This is a genomic window from Erythrobacter westpacificensis (assembly GCF_039542285.1).
Classification (GTDB): domain Bacteria; phylum Pseudomonadota; class Alphaproteobacteria; order Sphingomonadales; family Sphingomonadaceae; genus Alteraurantiacibacter; species Alteraurantiacibacter westpacificensis.
In genome coordinates this window covers 78,683-98,511 of sequence record NZ_BAABHV010000017.1, presented here as the reverse complement: position 1 = coordinate 98,511, position 19,829 = coordinate 78,683, and the positions used below count along the sequence as shown (strand labels likewise).

At 64.2% G+C, this 19,829-nt stretch carries 16 protein-coding genes and 1 tRNA gene; 9 read left to right on the top strand and 8 right to left on the bottom strand.

The window, feature by feature from the left end; all coding sequences use genetic code 11:
- Positions 1 to 236: 236 nt before the first annotated feature.
- From ABFX23_RS11370 to recG, 3 genes are all read right to left on the bottom strand, one after another.
- Positions 237 to 2,003 carry a DUF885 domain-containing protein gene (locus ABFX23_RS11370; protein ID WP_346033165.1) on the bottom strand — a complete coding sequence of 589 codons (1,767 nt, stop codon included), beginning with the start codon at positions 2,001 to 2,003 and terminating at the stop codon, positions 237 to 239.
- Between the two features lie 77 nt (positions 2,004 to 2,080).
- On the bottom strand, positions 2,081 to 3,664 hold the full coding sequence (locus tag ABFX23_RS11365; protein WP_346033164.1) for an amino acid permease: 1,584 nt from the start codon (positions 3,662 to 3,664) through the stop codon (positions 2,081 to 2,083).
- A gap of 104 nt (positions 3,665 to 3,768) precedes the next feature.
- A complete protein-coding gene (recG, locus tag ABFX23_RS11360) occupies positions 3,769 to 5,838 on the bottom strand; it encodes an ATP-dependent DNA helicase RecG (RefSeq protein WP_346033163.1) in 2,070 nt (689 codons plus the stop codon).
- A gap of 211 nt (positions 5,839 to 6,049) precedes the next feature.
- On the opposite strand from recG, the gene ABFX23_RS11355 reads away from it, so the two are divergent.
- The 3 genes from ABFX23_RS11355 to mfd are packed head-to-tail and all read left to right on the top strand — an operon-like array spanning position 6,050 to position 10,307.
- Positions 6,050 to 6,442, top strand: coding sequence for a hypothetical protein (locus ABFX23_RS11355; protein ID WP_346033162.1), 393 nt, complete (start codon positions 6,050 to 6,052; stop codon positions 6,440 to 6,442).
- A gap of 55 nt (positions 6,443 to 6,497) precedes the next feature.
- Positions 6,498 to 6,770 (top strand): FAD assembly factor SdhE, encoded by a 273-nt coding sequence (locus ABFX23_RS11350; RefSeq protein WP_346033161.1) that lies wholly within the window; start codon positions 6,498 to 6,500, stop codon positions 6,768 to 6,770.
- Between the two features lie 51 nt (positions 6,771 to 6,821).
- Positions 6,822 to 10,307, top strand: coding sequence for a transcription-repair coupling factor (gene mfd / locus ABFX23_RS11345; RefSeq protein WP_346033160.1), 3,486 nt, complete (start codon positions 6,822 to 6,824; stop codon positions 10,305 to 10,307).
- Here mfd and ABFX23_RS11340 read toward each other — a convergent pair.
- A complete protein-coding gene (locus ABFX23_RS11340; RefSeq protein ID WP_346033159.1) occupies positions 10,304 to 11,113 on the bottom strand; it encodes an EAL domain-containing protein in 810 nt (269 codons plus the stop codon). The genes mfd and ABFX23_RS11340 overlap by 4 nt on opposite strands.
- Positions 11,114 to 11,226: 113 nt before the next feature.
- Here ABFX23_RS11340 and ABFX23_RS11335 point away from each other — a divergent pair, with 113 nt between their 5' ends.
- Positions 11,227 to 12,018 (top strand): NAD kinase, encoded by a 792-nt coding sequence (locus tag ABFX23_RS11335; RefSeq protein WP_346033158.1) that lies wholly within the window; start codon positions 11,227 to 11,229, stop codon positions 12,016 to 12,018.
- A 69-nt stretch (positions 12,019 to 12,087) separates the two neighbouring features.
- A tRNA-Asn gene (locus tag ABFX23_RS11330) sits at positions 12,088 to 12,162 on the top strand.
- Positions 12,163 to 12,309: 147 nt separating this feature from the next.
- Here ABFX23_RS11330 and ABFX23_RS11325 read toward each other — a convergent pair.
- The 3 genes from ABFX23_RS11325 to ABFX23_RS11315 form a co-directional block, all read right to left on the bottom strand.
- On the bottom strand, positions 12,310 to 13,071 hold the full coding sequence (locus ABFX23_RS11325; RefSeq protein ID WP_346033157.1) for a class I SAM-dependent methyltransferase: 762 nt from the start codon (positions 13,069 to 13,071) through the stop codon (positions 12,310 to 12,312).
- A 52-nt stretch (positions 13,072 to 13,123) separates the two neighbouring features.
- Entirely contained in the window at positions 13,124 to 15,931 is a 2,808-nt protein-coding gene (gene secA, locus ABFX23_RS11320; RefSeq protein WP_346033156.1) for a preprotein translocase subunit SecA, read from the bottom strand.
- Positions 15,932 to 16,021: 90 nt separating this feature from the next.
- Positions 16,022 to 16,306, bottom strand: coding sequence for a hypothetical protein (locus ABFX23_RS11315; protein WP_346033155.1), 285 nt, complete (start codon positions 16,304 to 16,306; stop codon positions 16,022 to 16,024).
- Positions 16,307 to 16,411: 105 nt separating this feature from the next.
- Here ABFX23_RS11315 and ABFX23_RS11310 point away from each other — a divergent pair, with 105 nt between their 5' ends.
- From ABFX23_RS11310 to ABFX23_RS11295, 4 genes are read left to right on the top strand one after another with little or no spacing between them, the layout of a single operon-like run.
- Positions 16,412 to 16,762 (top strand): acyltransferase family protein, encoded by a 351-nt coding sequence (locus tag ABFX23_RS11310; RefSeq protein ID WP_346033154.1) that lies wholly within the window; start codon positions 16,412 to 16,414, stop codon positions 16,760 to 16,762.
- Entirely contained in the window at positions 16,747 to 17,448 is a 702-nt protein-coding gene (locus tag ABFX23_RS11305; RefSeq protein ID WP_346033153.1) for an acyltransferase family protein, read from the top strand. The genes ABFX23_RS11310 and ABFX23_RS11305 overlap by 16 nt, the downstream gene beginning before the upstream one ends.
- A gap of 30 nt (positions 17,449 to 17,478) precedes the next feature.
- Positions 17,479 to 18,705 carry a bifunctional glutamate N-acetyltransferase/amino-acid acetyltransferase ArgJ gene (argJ, locus tag ABFX23_RS11300; protein WP_346033152.1) on the top strand — a complete coding sequence of 409 codons (1,227 nt, stop codon included), beginning with the start codon at positions 17,479 to 17,481 and terminating at the stop codon, positions 18,703 to 18,705.
- Positions 18,702 to 19,508 (top strand): inositol monophosphatase family protein, encoded by an 807-nt coding sequence (locus ABFX23_RS11295; RefSeq protein ID WP_346033151.1) that lies wholly within the window; start codon positions 18,702 to 18,704, stop codon positions 19,506 to 19,508. The genes argJ and ABFX23_RS11295 overlap by 4 nt, the downstream gene beginning before the upstream one ends.
- Here ABFX23_RS11295 and trxA read toward each other — a convergent pair.
- Positions 19,505 to 19,825, bottom strand: coding sequence for a thioredoxin (trxA, locus tag ABFX23_RS11290; protein WP_120075550.1), 321 nt, complete (start codon positions 19,823 to 19,825; stop codon positions 19,505 to 19,507). The genes ABFX23_RS11295 and trxA overlap by 4 nt on opposite strands.
- Positions 19,826 to 19,829: the final 4 nt, after the last annotated feature.

The following is a 19,829-nucleotide window of genomic DNA, read 5'->3' as shown; positions in this document are numbered from 1 at the left end:
TTGAGGACTAACGCCTTGTATCGAGAACTGGGTGCCGTTTAGGGGCGCGGCGTAGGGCAGGCAAGATGAACCGGCGGCAACTCCCCGATTACCCGTCTTTCCAACTAACCTGGAACACATGGAACACTGTCCTGGCTCCAAAAAGCCGGGAGGCCCCGCAGCCCGGATTTCTGCGGCGGAGAGGATGGGAAACAGCATGTCCCCACCCTTTCCGATCTCCCGCGAAGTAGGAAAGCCTAGGCCGCCAGTTCGGCCGCGATCCATTCGTCCACGTGGGCTTCGAGGACGTCGAGCGGGACCGAACCGTTTTCCAGCACGGTATCATGGAAGGCGCGCAGGTCGAATTCATCGCCCAGCGCTTCCTCGGCGCGGGTGCGCAGTTCGCGGATCTTCAGCTCGCCCAGCTTATAGGCCAGCGCCTGCCCTGGCCAGGTGATGTAGCGGTTGACCTCTGCACTGATATTGCCGGGCGAAAGCGCGGTGTTCTCCAACATAAAATCGACTGCCTCCTGCCGCGTCCAACCAAGAGCATGGATGCCCGTATCCACCACCAGCCGCGATGCGCGCCACATCTCGTAGGACAGACGCCCCATTTCCTTCGCGGGCGTATCGTAGAGACCCATCTCGATACCGAGCCGTTCGGAATAAAGCCCCCAGCCCTCGACGAAAACGGTGAAGAAGGTGCCGTTCGCCCGCAGCGGGTGGATATCGAGTTCCTGCTGCAAGGCGATCTGGTGGTGATGCCCCGGCACCGCTTCATGCACGCCCAGGGCAGGCAATTCCCAAAGCGGTCGCTTGTCAAGCTCGGTCAGGTTCAGGCGGTAGATGCCCGGCTGCCCCGTCGCGATGGAGCCGCTTTCGTAATAGGCCGTGGTGTTGCCCGGCGCGCTGGCCGCCGGAATTGGCTGCACCGTGTAAGGCAGACGCGGCAGCGTGCCGAACAGGCGCGGCATCCACCCGTCGATCTCTTTCGCCAGCGCGGCGGTGTATTCGAGATAGCTTTCCTCGTCGGTCGGGTAATACTGCGGATCGGTGCGCAGGTGCTCGATGAAGGCTTCGCGCGTGTCGAAACCCGCTTCTGCGGCGACGGCTTCCATCTCCGCACTGATGCGCGCCACTTCCGACAGGCCGAGGTCGTGCACCTCCTGCGGAGTCATCTCGGTCGTGGTGAAGCTGCGCACGCGGTAGGCGTAGTATTCCTGCCCGCCGGGGGTTTCGCCGATGCCGGGCGAGGCTCCGGCGCGGCAGTTGGGCGCGTAGTCTTCCTCGTAGTATTCCAGGAATGTGCCCAGCCCTTCGAACGCGCCTTCGCTGATTGCCGTTCGCGCCCGCACCTGCAGGTCGGCCCAGTCGCTTTCCGAAATGGCGGAGGGGCGCGTTTCGAACGCCTGCCACCAGACCGAATCCTCCGGGCTTTCCGCGATCAGCCCTGCCACGGAAGCTTCGTAGCCCTCCATCGGTTCGCAAGGCTGGGTCAGCCCGCGTTCGATACCGCCTTCATTGCGGGCGATAAATGCCTGAATATATTCGGGGAAAGCCTCGATCCGCGAAAGGTAGCTGTCGTAATCGGCCACCGTGAACAGCGGAGAGGAATACGGCAAGCTCGAGATCGCGCCCTGCGGCCCGCCACGGTTGGTGAAGGTGATGTAGCGGGTGTGATCGAACTCGGCCGCTTCCAGCGTATCGCGAAAATCGCGCGCCATAAGCGCGTAATCGATGGCGAGGTTATCGGGCAGCGCCTCAGCGTCTATGACTTCGAGGCGGGCAAGGAATTCGCGCGTTTCGCCCAGTCGCTCCTCGAACCCCTCTAGCGAGGGATCGTCCAGCTCGCCGTCGTTGCGCCGGTCGCCGATGCTGGTGGTGAGCCACGGCGAATTGTCCAGCGTCCACTGCCACACCTCCTCGCGCAGCTCGGTGAAATCCTCCTCGGCATCCTGGGCGAAAGCCGCCTGCGGCACGGCAAGAGCGAGGGCGAGCGCGGTGGTCGCGATGAGGCGGTTCATTATGGCGGGGACTCCTGCGAAAACTGGTTTCGCAGGAGACTAGCGACGCATGCGCGCTTGGCAAGCTATGCCGCCCCTCAGCTGCCCTGCGCCGGGGGATGGATGGGGACCATCGTTTCCTCCCCTGCGACATCGTCCACCACTTCCACGATACCGCGGCCCAGGTGACTGCGCCTGCGGCTGTAGCCGAGGTAGATCAGCACCCCGATCAGGCCCCAGGCCGGAAGCACGGCAATCGCCTGCCACGGCAGGTTGAGATAGAGGTAGAGGCAGCCCGCGAGCGTCAGCGGCGCGACGATCCAGACGCCCATCATGCGGAACGGCCGGTGGCGGGCCGGGTCCTTGCGGCGCAGTACCATCACGGTCACGGCCACCATGAAGAAGGCGTAGAGCGTGCCCGCGTTGGCATAGTCCGCCAGCAGGCCGACCGGGAAGAACGCCGCGCCGATGGCCACCACGAGGCCCGTCATCATCGTTACGATGTGCGGCGTCTTCCAGCGCGGGTGCACGGCGCTGAGGCGTTCGGGCAGCAAGCCGTCGCGGCTCATCACGAAGAAGATGCGCGTCTGCGCGAAGATCAGCACGAGGATGACCGATGGCAGCGCGAGGAAGGCCGCGATACCCAGCATGTTGCCGATGCCGGAGAAGCCGATCTGGCGCAGGACGTGGGCCAGCGCCTCGTCCGAACACACCAGCGCGGCGGCATATTGCGGCATGGCGCACTGGCGGGCCAGCTCCTCGCTGCCTGCCGGGAAGGGAATTCCGTCCGGCCCCATGATCGGCTGCCCGCCGATAGTGCCGATCGCGCCTGCTGCAACGAGGATATAGAACACGGTGCAGAACAGCAGCGAGCCGATGAGGCCGAAAGGCACGTTCTTCTGCGGGTCCTTCGTTTCCTCCGCCGCCGTCGAGACGGCATCGAAGCCGACATAGGCGAAGAAGATCGTCGCCGCCGCGCCCACCGCGCCAAGGCCGCTGCCGAAGCTGCCGCCGAACCCTGCGGGCAGGAAAGGATTGAAACGCTCGGCATCGAATTCAGGACTTGTGAGCGTGAGGGCGATAAAGGCCGTCAGTGCAGCCACCTTGATCGCCACGAGCACGGCGTTGACCTTGGCACTCTCGCTGGTGCCGATCATCAGCAGCCAGGTAACGAGCAGGGCGATCACGAGGGCGGGCAGGTTGATGAACCCGCCCGGCGCGCCGCCAAGCGAAAGCGGCCCTGCGGCGAGCCACGGCGGCAGGGTTATCCCGAAGAATTCCTGCAATATGGTCCCGCTGAAATAGCCCGACCACCCGACGGACACGGCGCTGGCCGCCACGGCATATTCCAGGATCAGCGCCCAGCCCACGGTCCAGGCAAGGAACTCGCCCATGGAGGCATAGCTGTAGGTATAGGCCGATCCCGCCACCGGGATCATCGCGGCAACCTCGGCATAACACAGGGCGGCAACGATGCAGACGGCCCCGGCGATGACGAAGGCCAGCATCAGGCCCGGTCCGGCCTTTTGCGCCCCGGCGGCCGTCAGTACGAAAATGCCGGTGCCGATGATACATCCGATGCCGAACAGCATGAGCTGGAGGCCAGAGAGCGAACGATGCAGGGATTTGCGCTGTGCCGTCGCGAGGATGGCATCGAGCGGTTTGACCCGGTCAAAGATCATATAATGGAGAATTCCACCAGGCTTGCAGCAGGCCCTTCCTGCTCGACCAGCCGGAACGCGTTGATTACGCCGATTTTCGCGCCGCGCAATCGGGTATTTTCGCCTTATCCGCCGCGCAGGGTCTGCACGCCCCAGTCGCGCTCCAGCAGATAGAGCACCGTGCGCGCCGCTTCGCCGCGCTCGGGGTTCGCCAGGCCGCCCTGTTGTTCCACCAGCATCTTGGCATCGGCGTTGGCCATTTCCAGCAGCTTGGTCACCTGTTCCAGCGTGGCGATGGAGAAGCCTTCCTCCCCGCTCTGCCGCGTGCCGAGCAATTCCCCGCCGCCGCGCAGTTTCAGGTCTTCCTCGGCCAGCAGGAAGCCGTCCTGGCTGCTCTTCATCAGTTCGAGGCGCTTCCTGCCCGTCTCGCTCAGTTCGCTGGAGCGCAGCAGCAGGCAGGTCGATTTCTCGCTGCCTCGCCCCACGCGACCGCGCAACTGGTGGAGCTGGGCAAGCCCGAAGCGTTCGGCCTGCTCGATCACCATGAGCGTGGCATTCGGCACGTCGACGCCCACCTCGATCACCGTGGTGGCGACCAGTATCTTCGCCTCGCCCGCGGCGAAGCGCGCCATGCCCGCGTCCTTCTGCTCGGGCGCGAGCTGGCCGTGAACGAGTACGACGTCCTCGCCGAACCGCTCCTTCAGCCCCGCAAAGCGCGCTTCGGCGGCGGCGATATCGTCGTCCATCGTTTCGCTGTCGCGCACCATGGGGCAGACCCAGTAGGCCTGCTGGCCGCTTTCGACATGCCGACCGACGGCGGCAACGATGTCCTCCAGCCGGTCTATCGGCAGCACGCGGGTGTCGATCGCCTGCCGACCCGGCGGCAATTCGTCGAGGCGGCTGACCTCCATCTCGCCGTGGTTGGCCAGCACCAGCGTGCGCGGGATCGGCGTTGCCGTCATCGCCAGCGTGTGCGGCGTGACGCGCCCCTTCTGCGCCAGCATCAGGCGCTGCGACACGCCGAAGCGGTGCTGCTCGTCGATCACCACCAGGCCGAGGTTCTTGTAGGCCACGCTCTGCTGGAAAATCGCATGGGTGCCCACGACGATGTCGATAGAGCCATCGAGCAGGCCCATCAGGATGGACTCGCGCGCCCTGCCTTTGTCGCGTCCCGTCAGCAACGCGATCTCCACGCCGGTCGGTCGCGCCATGTCGCGTAGCGTTTCGAAATGCTGGCGGGCGAGCAGTTCGGTGGGGGCAAGCATTGCAGCCTGTGCGCCCGCTTCCACCGCCACCAGCATCGATTCCAGCGCCACCACGGTCTTGCCCGCGCCGACGTCGCCCTGAAGCAGGCGCAGCATGGGAGAGCTTTGTGCCATGTCGCCAGAGATCTCGTCGATGCTGCGGCGTTGCGCACCCGTAAGAGGGAACGGCAATTGCAGCTTGTCGCGCAAGTGCCCGTCACCCTGCAACGGCTGGCCCCGCCGCTTGCGGTTGCTTTCGCGCACCAGCATCAGCGCCAGCGCATTGGCGAAAAGCTCGTCGTAGGCGAGCCGGTCTCGCGCCTTGCCGTTCTCTCCCTTGTGCGCTTGGGCAATGGCCTCGCGCCATGAAGGCCAGCCTTCGCGCTGGAAGGTGCCGGGGTCGATCCATTCGGGCAGCTCCGGCGCGCGGTCCAGCGATTGTTCGACAAGGCTGGCCACGCGCGGCTGGGTCAGCCCTTCGGACAGGCGGTAGATCGGCTCCACCATCTGTCCCATTGCCTGCTCCGACTTTTCCGCCACGTGATCGGGATGCACGATCTGCAGCATCTGGTCGTACTGGTCGAGGCGGCCAGCGACCCAGCGCTTTTCGCCCACCGGCAATTGTTTCTTCGCCGTGTAGCTTGCGCGCCCGAAATAGGTGAGTGCGCAGACGTTCCCTTTCGCGTCGGTTGCCATCACCCGGTACGGCCCGCGCGGGGACCGGCTGGCGCGATGCTCCACAACGTCCAGCGCCACTACCACCTGCTCGCCCACGTTCGCATCGTCGAGGTCCGTGACCGCGCGGCGCACCACGAAACGCTCCGGCAAGTGATACAGCACGTCGCGCACGCGGGTGAGGCCCAGCTTCTCCAGCGGCTTCTTCAGCTTGGGGCCGATGCCTTCAAGGCCGTCGGTCTCGGCAAACAGGGGGATGAGGATTTCCGGGCGCATGGCCTCTCCGCTCTAGCGCCTAGCTTTCCCCATGCGAAGCTCCGCCTGCGCCGTTTATCCACCAGCGGGATTTCATTTTTAGGCGAATAGGAACATTCGTGTTAATACTTGACCGGGGTCGCTTCATGCGAAGTACTTTTCCAAATCGGAAAAGTATTCGGGGGGACTTACCATGCTGAAAAAGATTACCTTTATTGCCTGCGCTGCCGCAATGTCACTTGCTGCACTGCCCTCAGCGGCTCAGGAAGCAGAAGAGCCGCGCACCACCTATGCAGTAACCATGCTGAAGTTCGCCGACGGGGCCGACGAAGAACGCTGGCTCGAAGTAATGACGAATTACGTCAACCCCGCTCGCGAAGCTTCGGGTGCCGCGCCGCAGTCCATTCACTGGGTCATGATGAACCCCGATTACGATATCATCACCGTCGCCGACATTCCGGGCGGGATGGCGAATTTCGACAGCCACGCTCCGGCAGGCCGCGTTGCCTTCATGGAGGCGCTGACCGAAATGGTCGGCGGCGAGGAGCAGATGGAAGCTCTCGGCGATGAAATGGACGCGATGATCGAAAGCTCCACCACCCTCTACACCCACACGCACCCTTGATCGGCGCGCCATAGCGACTAGACGGGGCCTCTCGCCTGAGGGGCCCCGTTTTCACATGACCGCACAAGCCGATCTTCCCACCCGTCTCAATCGCGCCCGTTTCCGCGCCTGGCACCGTGGCACGCGGGAGGCCGATTACATGCTCGGCGGCTACTTCGATCGCTACCACGAGGAGTGGGACGAGGCTGGGCTTGCCTGGTTCGAAGCTCTGCTGGACCGCGACGATGTGGACGTGATGGCATGGGCGCTGGGCACGCAGCCCGTGCCGGAGGAATTCGCCGGGCCGCAGATGGATGCCATGCGCAAGCTGGACTATGTGAAGATCTAAGGGCAAGGCGCGGCGGAACCACTCAGCCGCTTCGAACCTTTCCTAGACTTCATGCCCGATCTTTCCCGTATCCTGTCAGCCAAGTCCCCGCTGACGCTCGCCAGCGTGGTGCGCGGGGCACAGCCCATGGTGCTGGCCGACCTTGCCCGCGCGGCAAGGAAGCGCGCCGTCTTCATCGCGCCCGATGATGCCGCGATGCGCGCAGTGACCGACGCGGCGCACTTCTTCGCGCCCGAACTGGACGTGATCGAATTCCCCGCGTGGGACTGTCTGCCCTACGACCGCGCAAGCCCCGCGCTTTCGGTAAGCGCCCGCAGGCTCGCGGCGCTTCATTCTCTGCAATCGGGCAGCAAGTCGAACCAGCTTGTCGTCACCACCATCAATGCGCTGCTGCAACGCGTGCTCACACCCTTCCGCATCCGCGAGGCGGTGCGTGAGTTCAAGGTGGGCACCGAGATCGGGCACGAGAGCCTTGCCGCGCTGCTGCGCCGCCAGGGCTATACCCGCGTCGATACCGTGGTGGATACCGGTGAATTCGCCATGCGCGGCTCCATCGTCGATATCTATCCCAGCGGGCTGGAAGCGGGCCTGCGCCTCGATTTCTTCGGCGACGAGCTGGAGAGCCTGCGCCTCTTCGATCCCAATACCCAGCGCACGACCGAACGCATCGACAGCCACCTGCTGCTGCCGGCCAGCGAGGCATTGCTGGACGAGGACAGCATCAAGCGTTTCCGCAGCCGCTATCGCGAGATGTTCGGCGCGCACGCGACGCAGGACCCGCTCTACGAAGCGGTGAGCGACGGGCGGCGCATGGCGGGCATAGAACACTGGCTGCCGCTGTTCGAGGATCGCCTTTCCACGCTGTTCGATCACCTGGGCAAGGACGATGTGCTGGTCATCGATGCAGGCGCCCTTCCCGCAGCCGAGGAGCGGCTGAAGGACATCACCGACTACCATCGCCAGCGCGGTGACATTTCCGGACAGGCCAAGGGCAGCTACCGTCCGCTCGATCCTGATTCCCTCTACCTGACGCAGGGCGAATTCGGCGACGCGATGGCCGAATGGCCGATCCACCGCACCTCGATCTTTGCAGAGCCGGAAAGCGACAAGGTTGTCGACTTTGGCTTCCGCTCCGCCCGCGATTTCACGCCCGAACGCTCGGCGGGCAAGAACGTGTACGAAGCCGCAGCCGCGCACTTCAAGGAACTGGGGCAAGCCGGAACGCGACCGCTGCTGGCGACCTATTCCACCGGCTCGCGCAGCCGCATCACCTCGATCATCGAGGAAGCAGGAACGCCCGTGGGCCTGGCCGAGACCTGGCAGGAAGCGCTGGGCGCTGCGGCTAAAGGGCGCGCGACCGCAATGGTCCTGCCGCTCGACACCGGCTTCGCGAACGACGAGATCGAAGTCGTTACCGAGCAGGATCTGCTGGGCGACCGCTTGGTGCGCCGCCGCAAGAAAAAGAAGGACGCCGACGCCTTCCTCGCCGAATTGCAGGCCCTGTCGCGCGGCGACCTCGTGGTTCACATCGATCACGGCATCGGCAAGTACCTTGGCCTCGAACCCATCGCCGTGGGCAAGAGCCAGCATGACTGCGTGATGCTGGAGTACGCAGGCGGTGACAAGCTCTACATTCCAGTCGAGAACCTCGACGTCCTCTCGCGCTACGGCTCTTCCGAGGAAGGCGCGCCGCTGGACCGTCTGGGCGGCGAGGCATGGCAGAAGCGCCGCGCCCGCCTGAAGGAGCGCATCCGCGCCATCGCGGGCGAACTGATGGAAGTCGCCGCCCGACGCGCCCTGCGCAAGGCCCCGGTGCTGGAGGCCGAAGAGGCCAGCTACAACCAGTTCCTCGACCGTTTCCAGTACGAGGAGACCGAGGACCAGGAACAGGCTATCGCCGACGTGCTGCGCGACCTCGAGAGCGGCAAGCCGATGGACCGCCTCGTCTGCGGCGACGTAGGCTTCGGCAAGACCGAAGTGGCGCTGCGCGCCGCTTTCGTCGCGGCGATGAACGGGCAGCAGGTGGCGATGGTGGCCCCCACCACCCTGCTCGCCCGCCAGCATTTCCAGAACTTCTCGGATCGTTTCTCCGGCTTCCCGCTCAAGATCGGCCGCCTCTCGCGCCTCGTCTCCGCCAAGGAAATGAAGGACACGCGCGACGGCCTTGCCAACGGCGATATCGATATCGTGATCGGCACCCACGCGATCCTGTCCAAGAACACCAAGTTCAAGAACCTCGGTCTGGTTATCGTGGACGAGGAACAGCGTTTTGGCGTGACGCACAAGGAGAAGCTGAAGCAGCTTCGCGCCGACGTGCACGTGCTCACCCTCACCGCCACGCCCATCCCGCGCACCCTGCAGATGGCGATGACGGGCCTGCGCGAGCTTTCCACCATCAAGACCCCGCCGGTCGACCGCCTGGCGGTACGCACCTACGTGATGGAGTGGGACGACATGGTGATTCGCGAGGCGCTTCTGCGCGAACACCATCGCGGCGGGCAGAGCTTCATCGTGGTGCCGCGCATTTCCGACATGGCGGGCCTCGAGGACTGGATGCGCGAGACCGTGCCCGAGGTGAAATTCGTCGCCGCGCACGGCCAGATGAGCGCTGGCGAGATCGAGGAACGGATGAGCGCCTTCTACGAGGGCAAGTACGAAGTGCTGCTCTCGACCACCATCGTGGAAAGCGGGCTCGATCTGCCCAGCGCCAACACCATCATCATCCATCGCGCGGACCGTTTTGGCCTTGCCCAGCTTTACCAGCTGCGCGGGCGCGTGGGCCGTTCCAAGATTCGCGCCTACGCCTACCTGACAACGCCCGCCGACACGGCTCTCAGCGAAGTGGCGCAGAAGCGCCTGAAAGTGCTGGGCGATCTCGATTCGCTGGGCGCGGGTTTCCAGCTCGCCAGCCACGATCTCGACATTCGCGGCGCGGGCAACCTCTTGGGCGACGAGCAATCGGGCCACATTCGCGAGGTGGGCTTCGAACTCTACCAGTCGATGCTGGAAGACGCGATCATGGCGGCCAAGGCTGGCGATGCAGGGCTGGAGACCGACCGCACCGGCCTATCCCCGCAGATCACCGTCGATGCGCCGATCATGATTCCCGAGGACTACGTGCCGGACCTCGCCGTGCGCATGGCGCTCTATCGCCGCCTGAACCAGGCGGAAGGTCAGGGAGAGGTCGAAGCATTGGCCGCGGAAATGATCGACCGCTTCGGCGAGCTGCCGCAGCCGACCAAGAACCTCATCCGCCTGATCGAAATCAAGGCGCAGGCGATCAAGGCCTGCATCGCCAAGATCGAGGTTGGCGCGCGCGGTACGCTGGTGACGTTCCACGAGAACAACTTTCCCGATCCCGTGGGCCTCGTCGCCTATGTCGACAGGCTGAAAGACACGGCAAAGCTGCGCCCAGACATGAAGTTGCAGATCAACCGCGCCTGGGGCGATCCGCAAAGCCGCCTCAACGGCCTGTTCCAGCTTACCAAGGGCCTGAGCGGCATCGTGCGCAAGGCAGAGAAGAAGAAGAAGGCTTAGCTTCCCACCAAGGTCAGCAACCGGCTTGCCGACATGGGTTTGCCGCCGAGATAGCCTTGCCAGACAGCGCAGCCTTCGGCCTTTACCACGTCGCGCTGCTGCACGGTCTCCACGCCCTCGGCGATTACCGCGATATCCAGCGCCTTTGCCATGGCCACGATCCCGCGCAGCACCGCCAGATCGCGGGCATCGCCCGCCACGCCTTCGATCATCGAGCGGTCGAGCTTGAGCGCGTCGAGCGGCAGAACTTTGAGATATCGGAAGTTGCAGAAGCCTGCCCCAAAATCGTCCAGCGCAATCTGGATGCCGTGGCCCGCCAACACCCGCAGTCGCTCCGCAGAGCGGTCGAGATCGGCAACCAGTGCCTGTTCGGTGATCTCCAGCGTCAACCTGTCTGGCGGAAATCCGCTTTCCGCCAGCATCGCCAGCAGGTCTTCGCCGAATGTCCGGTCGAACAGGTCCATCGCGGTAACGTTCAGCGATAGGCGCAAGGTATCCGGCCAGCGCGCGGCAATCTCCAGCGCCGCGCGCGCAATGTGCCGGGCCAGACGGCGCGTGATGCCGCCCGCCTGGGCAATCGCCACCAGCGAATCGCCCGCCAACGAACCATGCTCGGGATGATCCCACCGGGCCAGCGCCTCGGCCCCGGTAAACACATCGTCGGGACTGGCGAACTGAGGCTGGAAGACGATGCGCACCGCGTCATCGTTCAACGCCTCGACAAGATCTTCGCTGATCGGATGGGGTTCGCTGCGGCGACGGTCAATCCGACGCCGACGTTCGTGAATCTGTGCGGGTATCGCCATGACGAACCTCTAGGACCAACCGTTGTCACATGTCTTGCCGACTGACACTCTCGTTGCAAATCGGGACGCCGCTTCATAGAGTTAGCCGCAGCGCGACGGGGAGGAGACAGTTCGTGGCAGGCGATCAACCCAGATTCGAGAAGCTTGGCCTGGTCTATTCCCAAAGCGATCGCGCGCGCAGAGCCGCAAAGGAGCTGTGCGAACGCTACGATTTCGTGCCAGAGGATGAGGCCGACGCCGTCATTGCGCTCGGCGGCGATGGCACCATGCTCGATACGCTGCACAACATGCTCGACGATGGGAATATCCGCCCGGTCTTCGGCCTGAACCTGGGCACGGTCGGCTTCCTGATGAACCGCTATCACGGGGCCAGCGGCCTGACCCAGCGCCTGGCCGAGGCAAAGGCCATGCCGATCCTGCCGCTGCGCATGTCCGTCACCAAGCAGACCGGCGAGACCTGCACCTACTGTGCCATCAACGAGGTCAGCCTGCTGCGTGAAACCCGGCAGACCGCGAAGATCGAGATTTCCGTGAACGGACGGGTGCGGATCCCGGAACTGGCGGGCGACGGCATCCTGCTCTCCACGCCGGTCGGCTCCACCGCCTACAACCTGTCGGCAAACGGTCCGATCCTGCCGCTCGATTCGAACATGCTCGCCCTCACCCCGATCAGCCCGTTCCGCCCGCGGCGCTGGCGCGGGGCCATCCTGCCCGACCACAGCAAGGTGCGGTTCCGCGTGAACGAGCCCGCCAAGCGCCCCGTCGCCGCCGTGGCCGATTCGAAGGAAGTGCGCGACGTGGCCGAGGTGCATATCGAGGTGGCGCGCGAGATGGAGATGACGCTCCTGTTCGATCCGCACCAGGCATTGGACGAGCGTATCGTGGCCGAACAGTTCGTAACCTGAAAAACCTGAAAATCGGCCCTTGCCAAACGGATTCGCGGCCCATATAGGCCCCATCTGCCTTCGGGCTGCTCCCCGATAGCTCAGCGGTAGAGTAGGTGACTGTTAATCACTTGGCCGTAGGTTCGAATCCTACTCGGGGAGCCATTTTCCAACCCATTGCCGGAACCATGCCGCGCTGAAAGCGCGCATGAAAAAGGCCGCGCTTCTTTGACCCGTCGGCCAGGGAGACAGCGCAGCCTTGTAATCGCGTAATGCCCGTTTCCGGGCTTGGTTCCCGCTTCCCCAAGAAAATTATCGCGGTTTCCTGAAACGCAGGGCGAACTTGTCGCTCACGCCGCCAAAATCGCGCGGGCTGGCGTCGTGCGGGTCCGCCGGGTTGCGGAGCAGATCGCTCTCTGCCTCCAGCACAAAACCCGCTTCCGTCACCTGATCTCGCACGGCGGCGGGATCGATGCGGTGCAAGGTGGACGTGGCGGAAAGGCCGGTTCCGGGCGCGGCGTGGTCCTCCACGAAATAGATACCGCCCGGCTCCAGCGCACCGTAGGCCCACGAATTCGTAGCCGCGACGTTTCCATTGGCGAGGTCGTGGTAGTTCTCCGTGGTCCACACCAGATCGACCGGTTCGGGCAGCGAGAGCGTATCGTAACCCTCGACGACGACTACCTCGACATTGCCGTACCGCTCGGCAATCGCGTTGATTCCATCGAGACCGCCGGGACGATTGGCAAAGAAGGCGGGCATCAGGGCATAGACCTTCCCTTCCGCCCCCACGGTCTGCGACAGGATGCGCGTATAGTAGCCGCCGCCGGGCGCGATTTCCGCCACGACATCGCCGCGCTGCACGCTGGCGAAAGTCACGATCTCCTCGGGCTTGCGCGCCTCATCCCGCGCTATGTCCTCCGCAGGGCGCGCGGGGCTGAGGACGGCGGCCATGATGTATTCGCTCATGTCCACCTGCGAGTAGCTGACGGGCGCAGGCGACGTGTTGGCGGAGCACGCCGCCATCGCGAGCGCGCCGAGGGAAACAGCGAAATTACGGCAGGTTGACGGCATGGGGGCTCTCCTTCGCCCCCATGCTATCGGTATTGTGCAATCACACAAGCCGTCAGGCGACGGCGCCGTGACAATGCTTGTACTTGTTGCCCGAACCGCAGGGGCAAGGGGCGTTGCGGCTGACGTTCTTGTCCGCATACGGATTCTCGCGCTCTGCCGAACCGGCAGTGCCGGTGCTGGCCACGGGCGAGCTTGCCAGCGTGCCGAACAACGGCTGCATCCGTTCCGATCCGTCGCCGTCGTTGCTGTTGTCGTCGCCGGTGAAGGGATCGACGTGGCCGGTGAGGAAATCGGGCAGGTCCGGCAAGGCGCGCGGCGGCGGCGGGGCGGCCGGACGCAGTTCGGCGGTGAGGAGCACCTTGGTCACGTCCTCGCGCAGGGTATCCAGCATGGTCTGGAACAGGCCGAAGGCTTCCTGCTTGTACTCGTTGATCGGCTGCTTCTGCGCATAGGCGCGCAGGAACACGACCTGGCGCAGGGCATCGAGCGTGGCGAGGTGCTCCTTCCAGTGATAATCCAGACGCTCCAGCAGGATGGACTTTTCCACCCGACGCCAGCTTTCCTCGGGAATTTCCGCCGTGCGCTCTGTCAGGCGCTGTTCGGCGAGGTCCTGCAGGCGTTCCTCGATCAGTTCGGGCTCGACCGCGTCCTCTTCCATCCAGTCGTCGATCGGCGGGTTGAGGCCCAGCACTTCGGCGACCTTTTCCTTGAGGCCCGCCACGTCCCACTGCTCGGGATACGATCCCGGCGGGCAGGCTTCAGTGACGAGGGAGCCGATGGCATCCTGACGCATGTCCAGCACGACGTCGTCGACGCGTTCTGAATCCATGATCTCGCTACGCTGTTCGTAGATCACCTTGCGCTGGTCGTTCATAACGTCGTCGTACTGAACCACCTGCTTGCGCATTTCGTAGTTACGCGCCTCGACCTTCTTCTGAGCCGTCTCGATGGCCTTGGAGAGCCACTTGGAGCCAATGGCCTCGCCGTCTTCCAGGTTGGCGTTCATCATCTTGGAGAACAGCGTGTCCGGCCCGAAGATGCGCAGCAGATCATCCTCCAGACACAGGTAGAAGCGCGACAGGCCCGGGTCGCCCTGGCGGCCTGAACGGCCGCGCAGCTGGTTGTCGATGCGGCGGCTCTCGTGCCGTTCGGTGCCCAGCACGAACAGGCCGCCTGCGTCCTTCACCTGCTGGCGTTCTTCCTTCACCTCGGCCTTGATGCGCTCGATCGCGGCGTCCTTCTCGGGGCCGTCTTCCATGTCGCGCAGCTCGTCCTCGATGCGGAAATCGACGTTACCGCCAAGCTGGATGTCCGTGCCGCGACCCGCCATGTTGGTGGCGATGGTGACGGCGCCGATGCGGCCTGCCTGCGCGACGATATGCGCTTCGCTCTCGTGCATGCGGGCGTTGAGGACGTTGTGCTTCACGCCTTCCTTGTCGAGGAACTGGCTGAGCAATTCGGATTTCTCGATGGAAACGGTGCCCACCAGCACGGGCTGGCCGGTCTCGTTCTTTTCCTTGATCGCCTTTGCGATGGCCTGGAACTTGTCCATCGTGTTCTTGTAGAACTCGTCTTCCTCGTCGACGCGCGCCACCGGCACGTTGGTGGGAATTTCAACGACGTTCAGCTTGTAGATGTCCCAGAACTCGCTCGCCTCGGTGGCGGCGGTGCCGGTCATGCCGGACAGCTTGGGATACATGCGGAAATAGTTCTGGAAGGTGATCGAGGCCATGGTCTGGTTCTCGGGCTGTATTTCCACCCCTTCCTTGGCCTCTGCCGCCTGGTGCAGGCCGTTCGACCAGCGACGACCGTCCATCATGCGGCCCGTGAACTCGTCGATGATAACGACCTTGTCGTCCTTGACGATGTAGTCGGTGTCCTTCTTGAACATCACCACCGCGCGCAGCGCCTGGTCCAGGTGGTGGACGACCTGCGTGTTCTCCACGTCGTAGAGGTTGTCGGTTTCGAGGAGGCCGGCGGCGATCAGCCGCTTCTCCATCTCCTCGACACCCTCTTCGGTGAGCTGGATGTTCCGCGTCTTCTCGTCCTTGGTGTAGAAGCTTTCCTCGTCGGTCAGCTCGTCACCGCGCTCTTTCTCCAGCGCTTCCTGGTCCTTCACCAGCTGCTTCACCAGGGCGTCGAGAGCGATGTAGAGGTCGCTCTTGTCCTCGGTCGGGCCGGAGATGATCAGCGGAGTACGCGCTTCGTCGATCAGGATCGAATCGACCTCGTCGACGATGGCGTAGTTGAAGGGGCGCTGCACCATCTGGCGGCGCTCCTGCTTCATGTTGTCGCGCAGGTAATCGAAGCCGAATTCGTTGTTGGTGCCGTAGGTGATGTCGGCGGCATAGGCCTTGCGCCGTGCGGCTTCCGGCAGGTTCGGCACGATCACGCCGGTGGTGAGACCAAGGAAACCGTAGAGCTGCCCCATCCATTCCGCGTCGCGGCGGGCGAGATAGTCGTTCACGGTGACGACGTGGACGCCCTTGCCCTCGATGGCGTTGAGATAGGTGGCGAGCGTTGCCACCAGCGTTTTGCCCTCACCCGTTTTCATTTCGGCGATCTCGCCGCGGTGGAGGACGATGCCGCCCACCATCTGCACGTCATAGTGGCGCATGCCCATCACGCGCTTCGATGCCTCGCGCACGGTGGCAAAGGCTTCGGGCAGGATATCGTCGAGCGTCTTGCCCTCTTCCTCGATCTTCTTGCGGAACTTGAGCGTCTGCGCCTTCAGCTCTTCATCGGAGAAATCCTCAAGCTGTTCTTCCAGGGCATTGATGCGCGCAACGATCTTGTCGAGCGAGCGGACGTAACGGTCGTTGGACGAGCCGAAAAGGGACTTGGCGAGTGTCTGCCACATGATGGACGAATCCTGTGCGAATATATGGAAAAGAGGCCGCGCACCGTGGCGCAGCCGGAATAGGTCAGGCGATTTTCGAGATGTGCGGCGCTATTCGCGCGCGCGGTCTGCCTGAAGCTGGACGGTGGGCGTCCAGACGGTGACGGGCTTGGGCTTGCACGGCGTCTGAGAACGCTGGGCCCGCTGTGCGGCCCGAACCAGTTGCAACGGCTGCGTGGTGACCGCCTGGCAGTCTTCCACATTGCCCGATGCCGCCACGCTGACAACGCTGGCCTGCGCCGCGACGGCAGGCGTGGCCGTGAGGCCAAGGCCGCTGATAAGCGCAAGAAGAGTGAGCAACTGGCGAAGCATGTTGACTTCCAGATAGCGGCTCATTCCTTAAAGTCCACTGACTGCGCGAAAAAGCCGGGAAGAAGCCCCTGTTCCGATGGTGGCGCTTCGCTCTTGCCAAACCACGCGCGGCCAACGAAGCAAGGCAGCATGTCGGCACAATCACGCCCCAGACTGGTCGCCCTTGACGGCATACGCGGCGTGGCGGCTCTTGTCGTCCTGCTCTTCCACTTGCAATTGCCCATCCCCGCGCAGTTCGACCGCGGATACCTGATGGTCGACCTGTTCTTCATGCTGAGCGGTTTCGTACTGACGCTGTCTGCCGAACCGCGCCTGCGCGGTGGCTGGCCGGGCTGGCGTTTCATCATCGCCCGCTATCGCCGCCTGCTGCCCGTGGTGATCGTGGGTGTTGCGGTGGGGCGCTTGTCTATCTCGTCGTCACCCAGCCGGATTGGGGAATCCGCGGTTGGACAGAGCGGCTGGCGATGGCTGCACTGCTGATCCCGATCATCACCATCCAGCGCGATCCCGCGCTGTTTCCGCTGAACCGGGCACACTGGTCGCTGTTCTTCGAGCTTCTCGCCAACATCCTGCATGCGCTGATCCTGTGGCGGCTGAAAACTCGCGCACTCGCCGCCCTCGTGGCCATGTGCGCGCTGCTGTTCGCCTGGTCTTGCCATCACGTGGGAGGCAGCACGGCTGGCGCGTTCCAGGATAACTGGCACTTCGGTTTCTTCCGGGTGCTGTTTGCCTATTCATGCGGCATGCTGATGGCACGCCTCTGGAAGGGCCGCAGGCCCCAAGGTGGCAGGGCGGCCCTGGCGGCCCCCGTCCTTGCGCCTCTCCTCGTCCTGGCGGCTTCGCCGCTGGAAACCTGGCTGGGCGACGCCATTGCCGTGCTGGTTGCCTTTCCTGCGGTCATCTGGCTCGGCGCGGCAGCCAGCCCGGCAGGGCGGCTGAACGCTACGATGGCCTGGCTGGGTGCCATTTCCTACCCCCTGTATGCCATTCACGGACCCACGCTCCTGCTCGCCCGCCACCTTGGCGGCGGACTGTTGCTGGAAAGCGCGGCAGCGGCCGGCAGCATCGGCCTTGCCGTTATCGTTGCCCTTACGCTGGAGCGCTCGCGCACCAGGCGCAGGACCGCGGACAGGGACCGCGCATCACCTCTTGCAAGCGAGCTTTGAATGATCCCCGGCCGGTGCTAGGCGCGCGCTATGGATCTGGAAACTTCTCCTCTCGCCCTGCCCTTTCCCGACATGCCTTCGATAGAGGGCGTCACCCTGCGCGTGGCACGGGCTGGCTACAAGACATGGGACCGCGCCGACCTGACCTTTGCCGAACTGGCGGAAGGCACGGCGCTGGCGGGCGTGTTCACGCGCAACGTGTGCTGTTCCAGCGAAGTGGAACTGGGGCGCGAGCAGGTGAAGCTGGGCCGCGCGCGGGCGCTGGTGGTGAATGCGGGCAATTCCAACGCTTTCACCGGCTATCGCGGGCGCGAGGCGGTGGAGCAGATCATGGCGCAGGTGGCACATCATCTCGATTGCAAGCCATCGGACGTGCTGGTGTCGTCAACCGGCGTGATCGGCGTGCCCTTGCCCAAGGATAAGGCCGAAGCCGGCATCGCCAAGGTGCTGGAGGCAGAGGAATGCTCGTGGGAGGATGCCGCACGCACCATCGGCACAACCGACACCTTCGCCAAGGGCGTGACGACCTCCGCCATGCTGGGCGGCACCAAGGTCACGCTGAACGGCATCATCAAGGGCAGCGGCATGATCGCGCCCGACATGGCGACGATGCTCGGCTACATCTTTACCGATGCTGCGGTGGAGCCTGCCTTCCTGCAACAGTGCCTCGCTTTCGCGAACCAGCGCACGTTCAACTGCATCACCGTCGATAGCGACACGTCCACGAGCGACACCGTGCTGGCCTTCGCGACCGGCAAGGCGGGCAACGCACCGCTCTCCTCGTTCGACGATCCGGGCGCGGATGCCTTTGCCGCCGCGCTGATGGACATGTGCATGCAGCTCTCCCACCTGGTGGTGCGCGACGGCGAAGGGGCGCAGAAATTCATCGCGGTGAACGTCAGCGGTGCCGAATCCGACGAGAGCGCCCGGCGCGTGGGGCTGGCCATCGCCAACTCCCCGCTGGTGAAGACGGCGATCGCGGGCGGCGATGCCAACTGGGGCCGCGTGGTGATGGCCGTGGGAAAGGCGGGCGAACCTGCCGACAGGGACAAGCTTGGCATAGCTTTCGGCGGCGTCTGGGCGGCGAAGAACGGCCTTCCCCTGCCCGATTACGACGAGGCTCCCGTTGTCAAACATCTGGAGGGGCGGGAGATCGACATCACCGTCGATCTCGGCCTTGGTGAGGGGCGTGCTACAGTGTGGACCTGCGATCTGACGCACGGCTACATCGCGATCAACGCGGATTACCGGTCGTGAGCGTTATCGACCGCGAGATTCTCGCCATCTGCCGCGACGTGACGGAGCGCGTGATCCTGCCGCGTTTCCGCAACCTTGCCGACCATCACGTCGAGGACAAGGGCGGCAACGATCCCGTCACTATCGCCGACAAAGAAAGTGAGGAAGCCTTGCAGGAAGCGCTCGACAAGCTCGCGCCCGGCCTGCCCTGCGTGGGAGAGGAAGCCGCGCACCACGACAAGAGCGTGCTCGAACGCCTGAAAGGGCCGTGCTGGATCATCGATCCCATCGACGGCACGCGCAATTTCGCCAGCGGTCAGCCGCCCTTCGGCATCCTGATCGCGCAGGCCGACGGCGGGGTGGCACAAAGCGGGTGGATCTACGATTGCCTGTCAGGCCGGTTCTGCGCTGCCCATCGCGGCAAGGGCGCGACCGTCGGCGGCGAGGAAGTGACCGCGCGCACCACCGGGGAAGACCCGCCGGTCGCGGCGATTTCGCTCATCTTCATGGACGAAAGCAAGCGCGCCGCCATGATCGAGCACATCTGCCCGAACTATCGCCTCACCGACATCCCCTATTGCGCCGCCGAGCAGTACCCGCGCCTCGCACTGGGCGAGAACGATGTCTCGATTTTCGAGCGCACCCTGGCATGGGACCATGCCGCCGGGTGCCTGTGGCTGGAGGAAGCGGGCGGCAAGGCCGCGCGGCCCGACGATGGCTCGCCCTACCGGGTGGACGAGTGGGACCGCAAGGGTCTGGTCGCCGCCGCCACGCCATCCCTGTGGGAGGCCATGGCGGCGCGACTCAATTCACTGGAGGCTTAAAGGACGCTTTCGAGCCAGGCTTTCAGCGCGTTCTTCGGGGCCGCACCCTTCTGCTGCGCCACCGGCTTGCCGTCCTTGAAAACGACGAGGTAGGGGATCGACTGGACGCCCATCTGGCCGGGGACATCGGGGTTTTCCATAATGTCCATCTTGGCGATCGTGACCTTGTCGGCCAGTTCGTCGGAAATTTCTTCCAGTGCGGGCGCGATCATCTTGCACGGGCCGCACCAGTCGGCCCAGAAATCCACCAGCACGGGCTTGTCGGCATCCAGCACGTCTGACTGGAAGCTGGCATCGGTTACGTTCACGGTCGCCATTATC

Excerpts from the sequence above, each read along its gene's own strand:
- ABFX23_RS11305 (WP_346033153.1), top strand. The coding sequence starts at position 16,747 with ATGGCTGCACTGCTGATCCCGATCATCACCATCCAGCGCGATCCCGCG.
- ABFX23_RS11310 (WP_346033154.1), top strand. The coding sequence starts at position 16,412 with ATGTCGGCACAATCACGCCCCAGACTGGTCGCCCTTGACGGCATACGC.
- secA (WP_346033156.1), bottom strand. The coding sequence starts at position 15,931 with ATGTGGCAGACACTCGCCAAGTCCCTTTTCGGCTCGTCCAACGACCGT.
- ABFX23_RS11355 (WP_346033162.1), top strand. The coding sequence starts at position 6,050 with ATGTCACTTGCTGCACTGCCCTCAGCGGCTCAGGAAGCAGAAGAGCCG.
- ABFX23_RS11365 (WP_346033164.1), bottom strand. The coding sequence starts at position 3,664 with ATGATCTTTGACCGGGTCAAACCGCTCGATGCCATCCTCGCGACGGCA.
- ABFX23_RS11325 (WP_346033157.1), bottom strand. The coding sequence starts at position 13,071 with ATGCCGTCAACCTGCCGTAATTTCGCTGTTTCCCTCGGCGCGCTCGCG.
- mfd (WP_346033160.1), top strand. The coding sequence starts at position 6,822 with ATGCCCGATCTTTCCCGTATCCTGTCAGCCAAGTCCCCGCTGACGCTC.
- ABFX23_RS11350 (WP_346033161.1), top strand. The coding sequence starts at position 6,498 with ATGACCGCACAAGCCGATCTTCCCACCCGTCTCAATCGCGCCCGTTTC.
- ABFX23_RS11340 (WP_346033159.1), bottom strand. The coding sequence starts at position 11,113 with ATGGCGATACCCGCACAGATTCACGAACGTCGGCGTCGGATTGACCGT.
- recG (WP_346033163.1), bottom strand. The coding sequence starts at position 5,838 with ATGCGCCCGGAAATCCTCATCCCCCTGTTTGCCGAGACCGACGGCCTT.
- ABFX23_RS11370 (WP_346033165.1), bottom strand. The coding sequence starts at position 2,003 with ATGAACCGCCTCATCGCGACCACCGCGCTCGCCCTCGCTCTTGCCGTG.
- trxA (WP_120075550.1), bottom strand. The coding sequence starts at position 19,825 with ATGGCGACCGTGAACGTAACCGATGCCAGCTTCCAGTCAGACGTGCTG.
- ABFX23_RS11315 (WP_346033155.1), bottom strand. The coding sequence starts at position 16,306 with ATGAGCCGCTATCTGGAAGTCAACATGCTTCGCCAGTTGCTCACTCTT.
- argJ (WP_346033152.1), top strand. The coding sequence starts at position 17,479 with ATGGATCTGGAAACTTCTCCTCTCGCCCTGCCCTTTCCCGACATGCCT.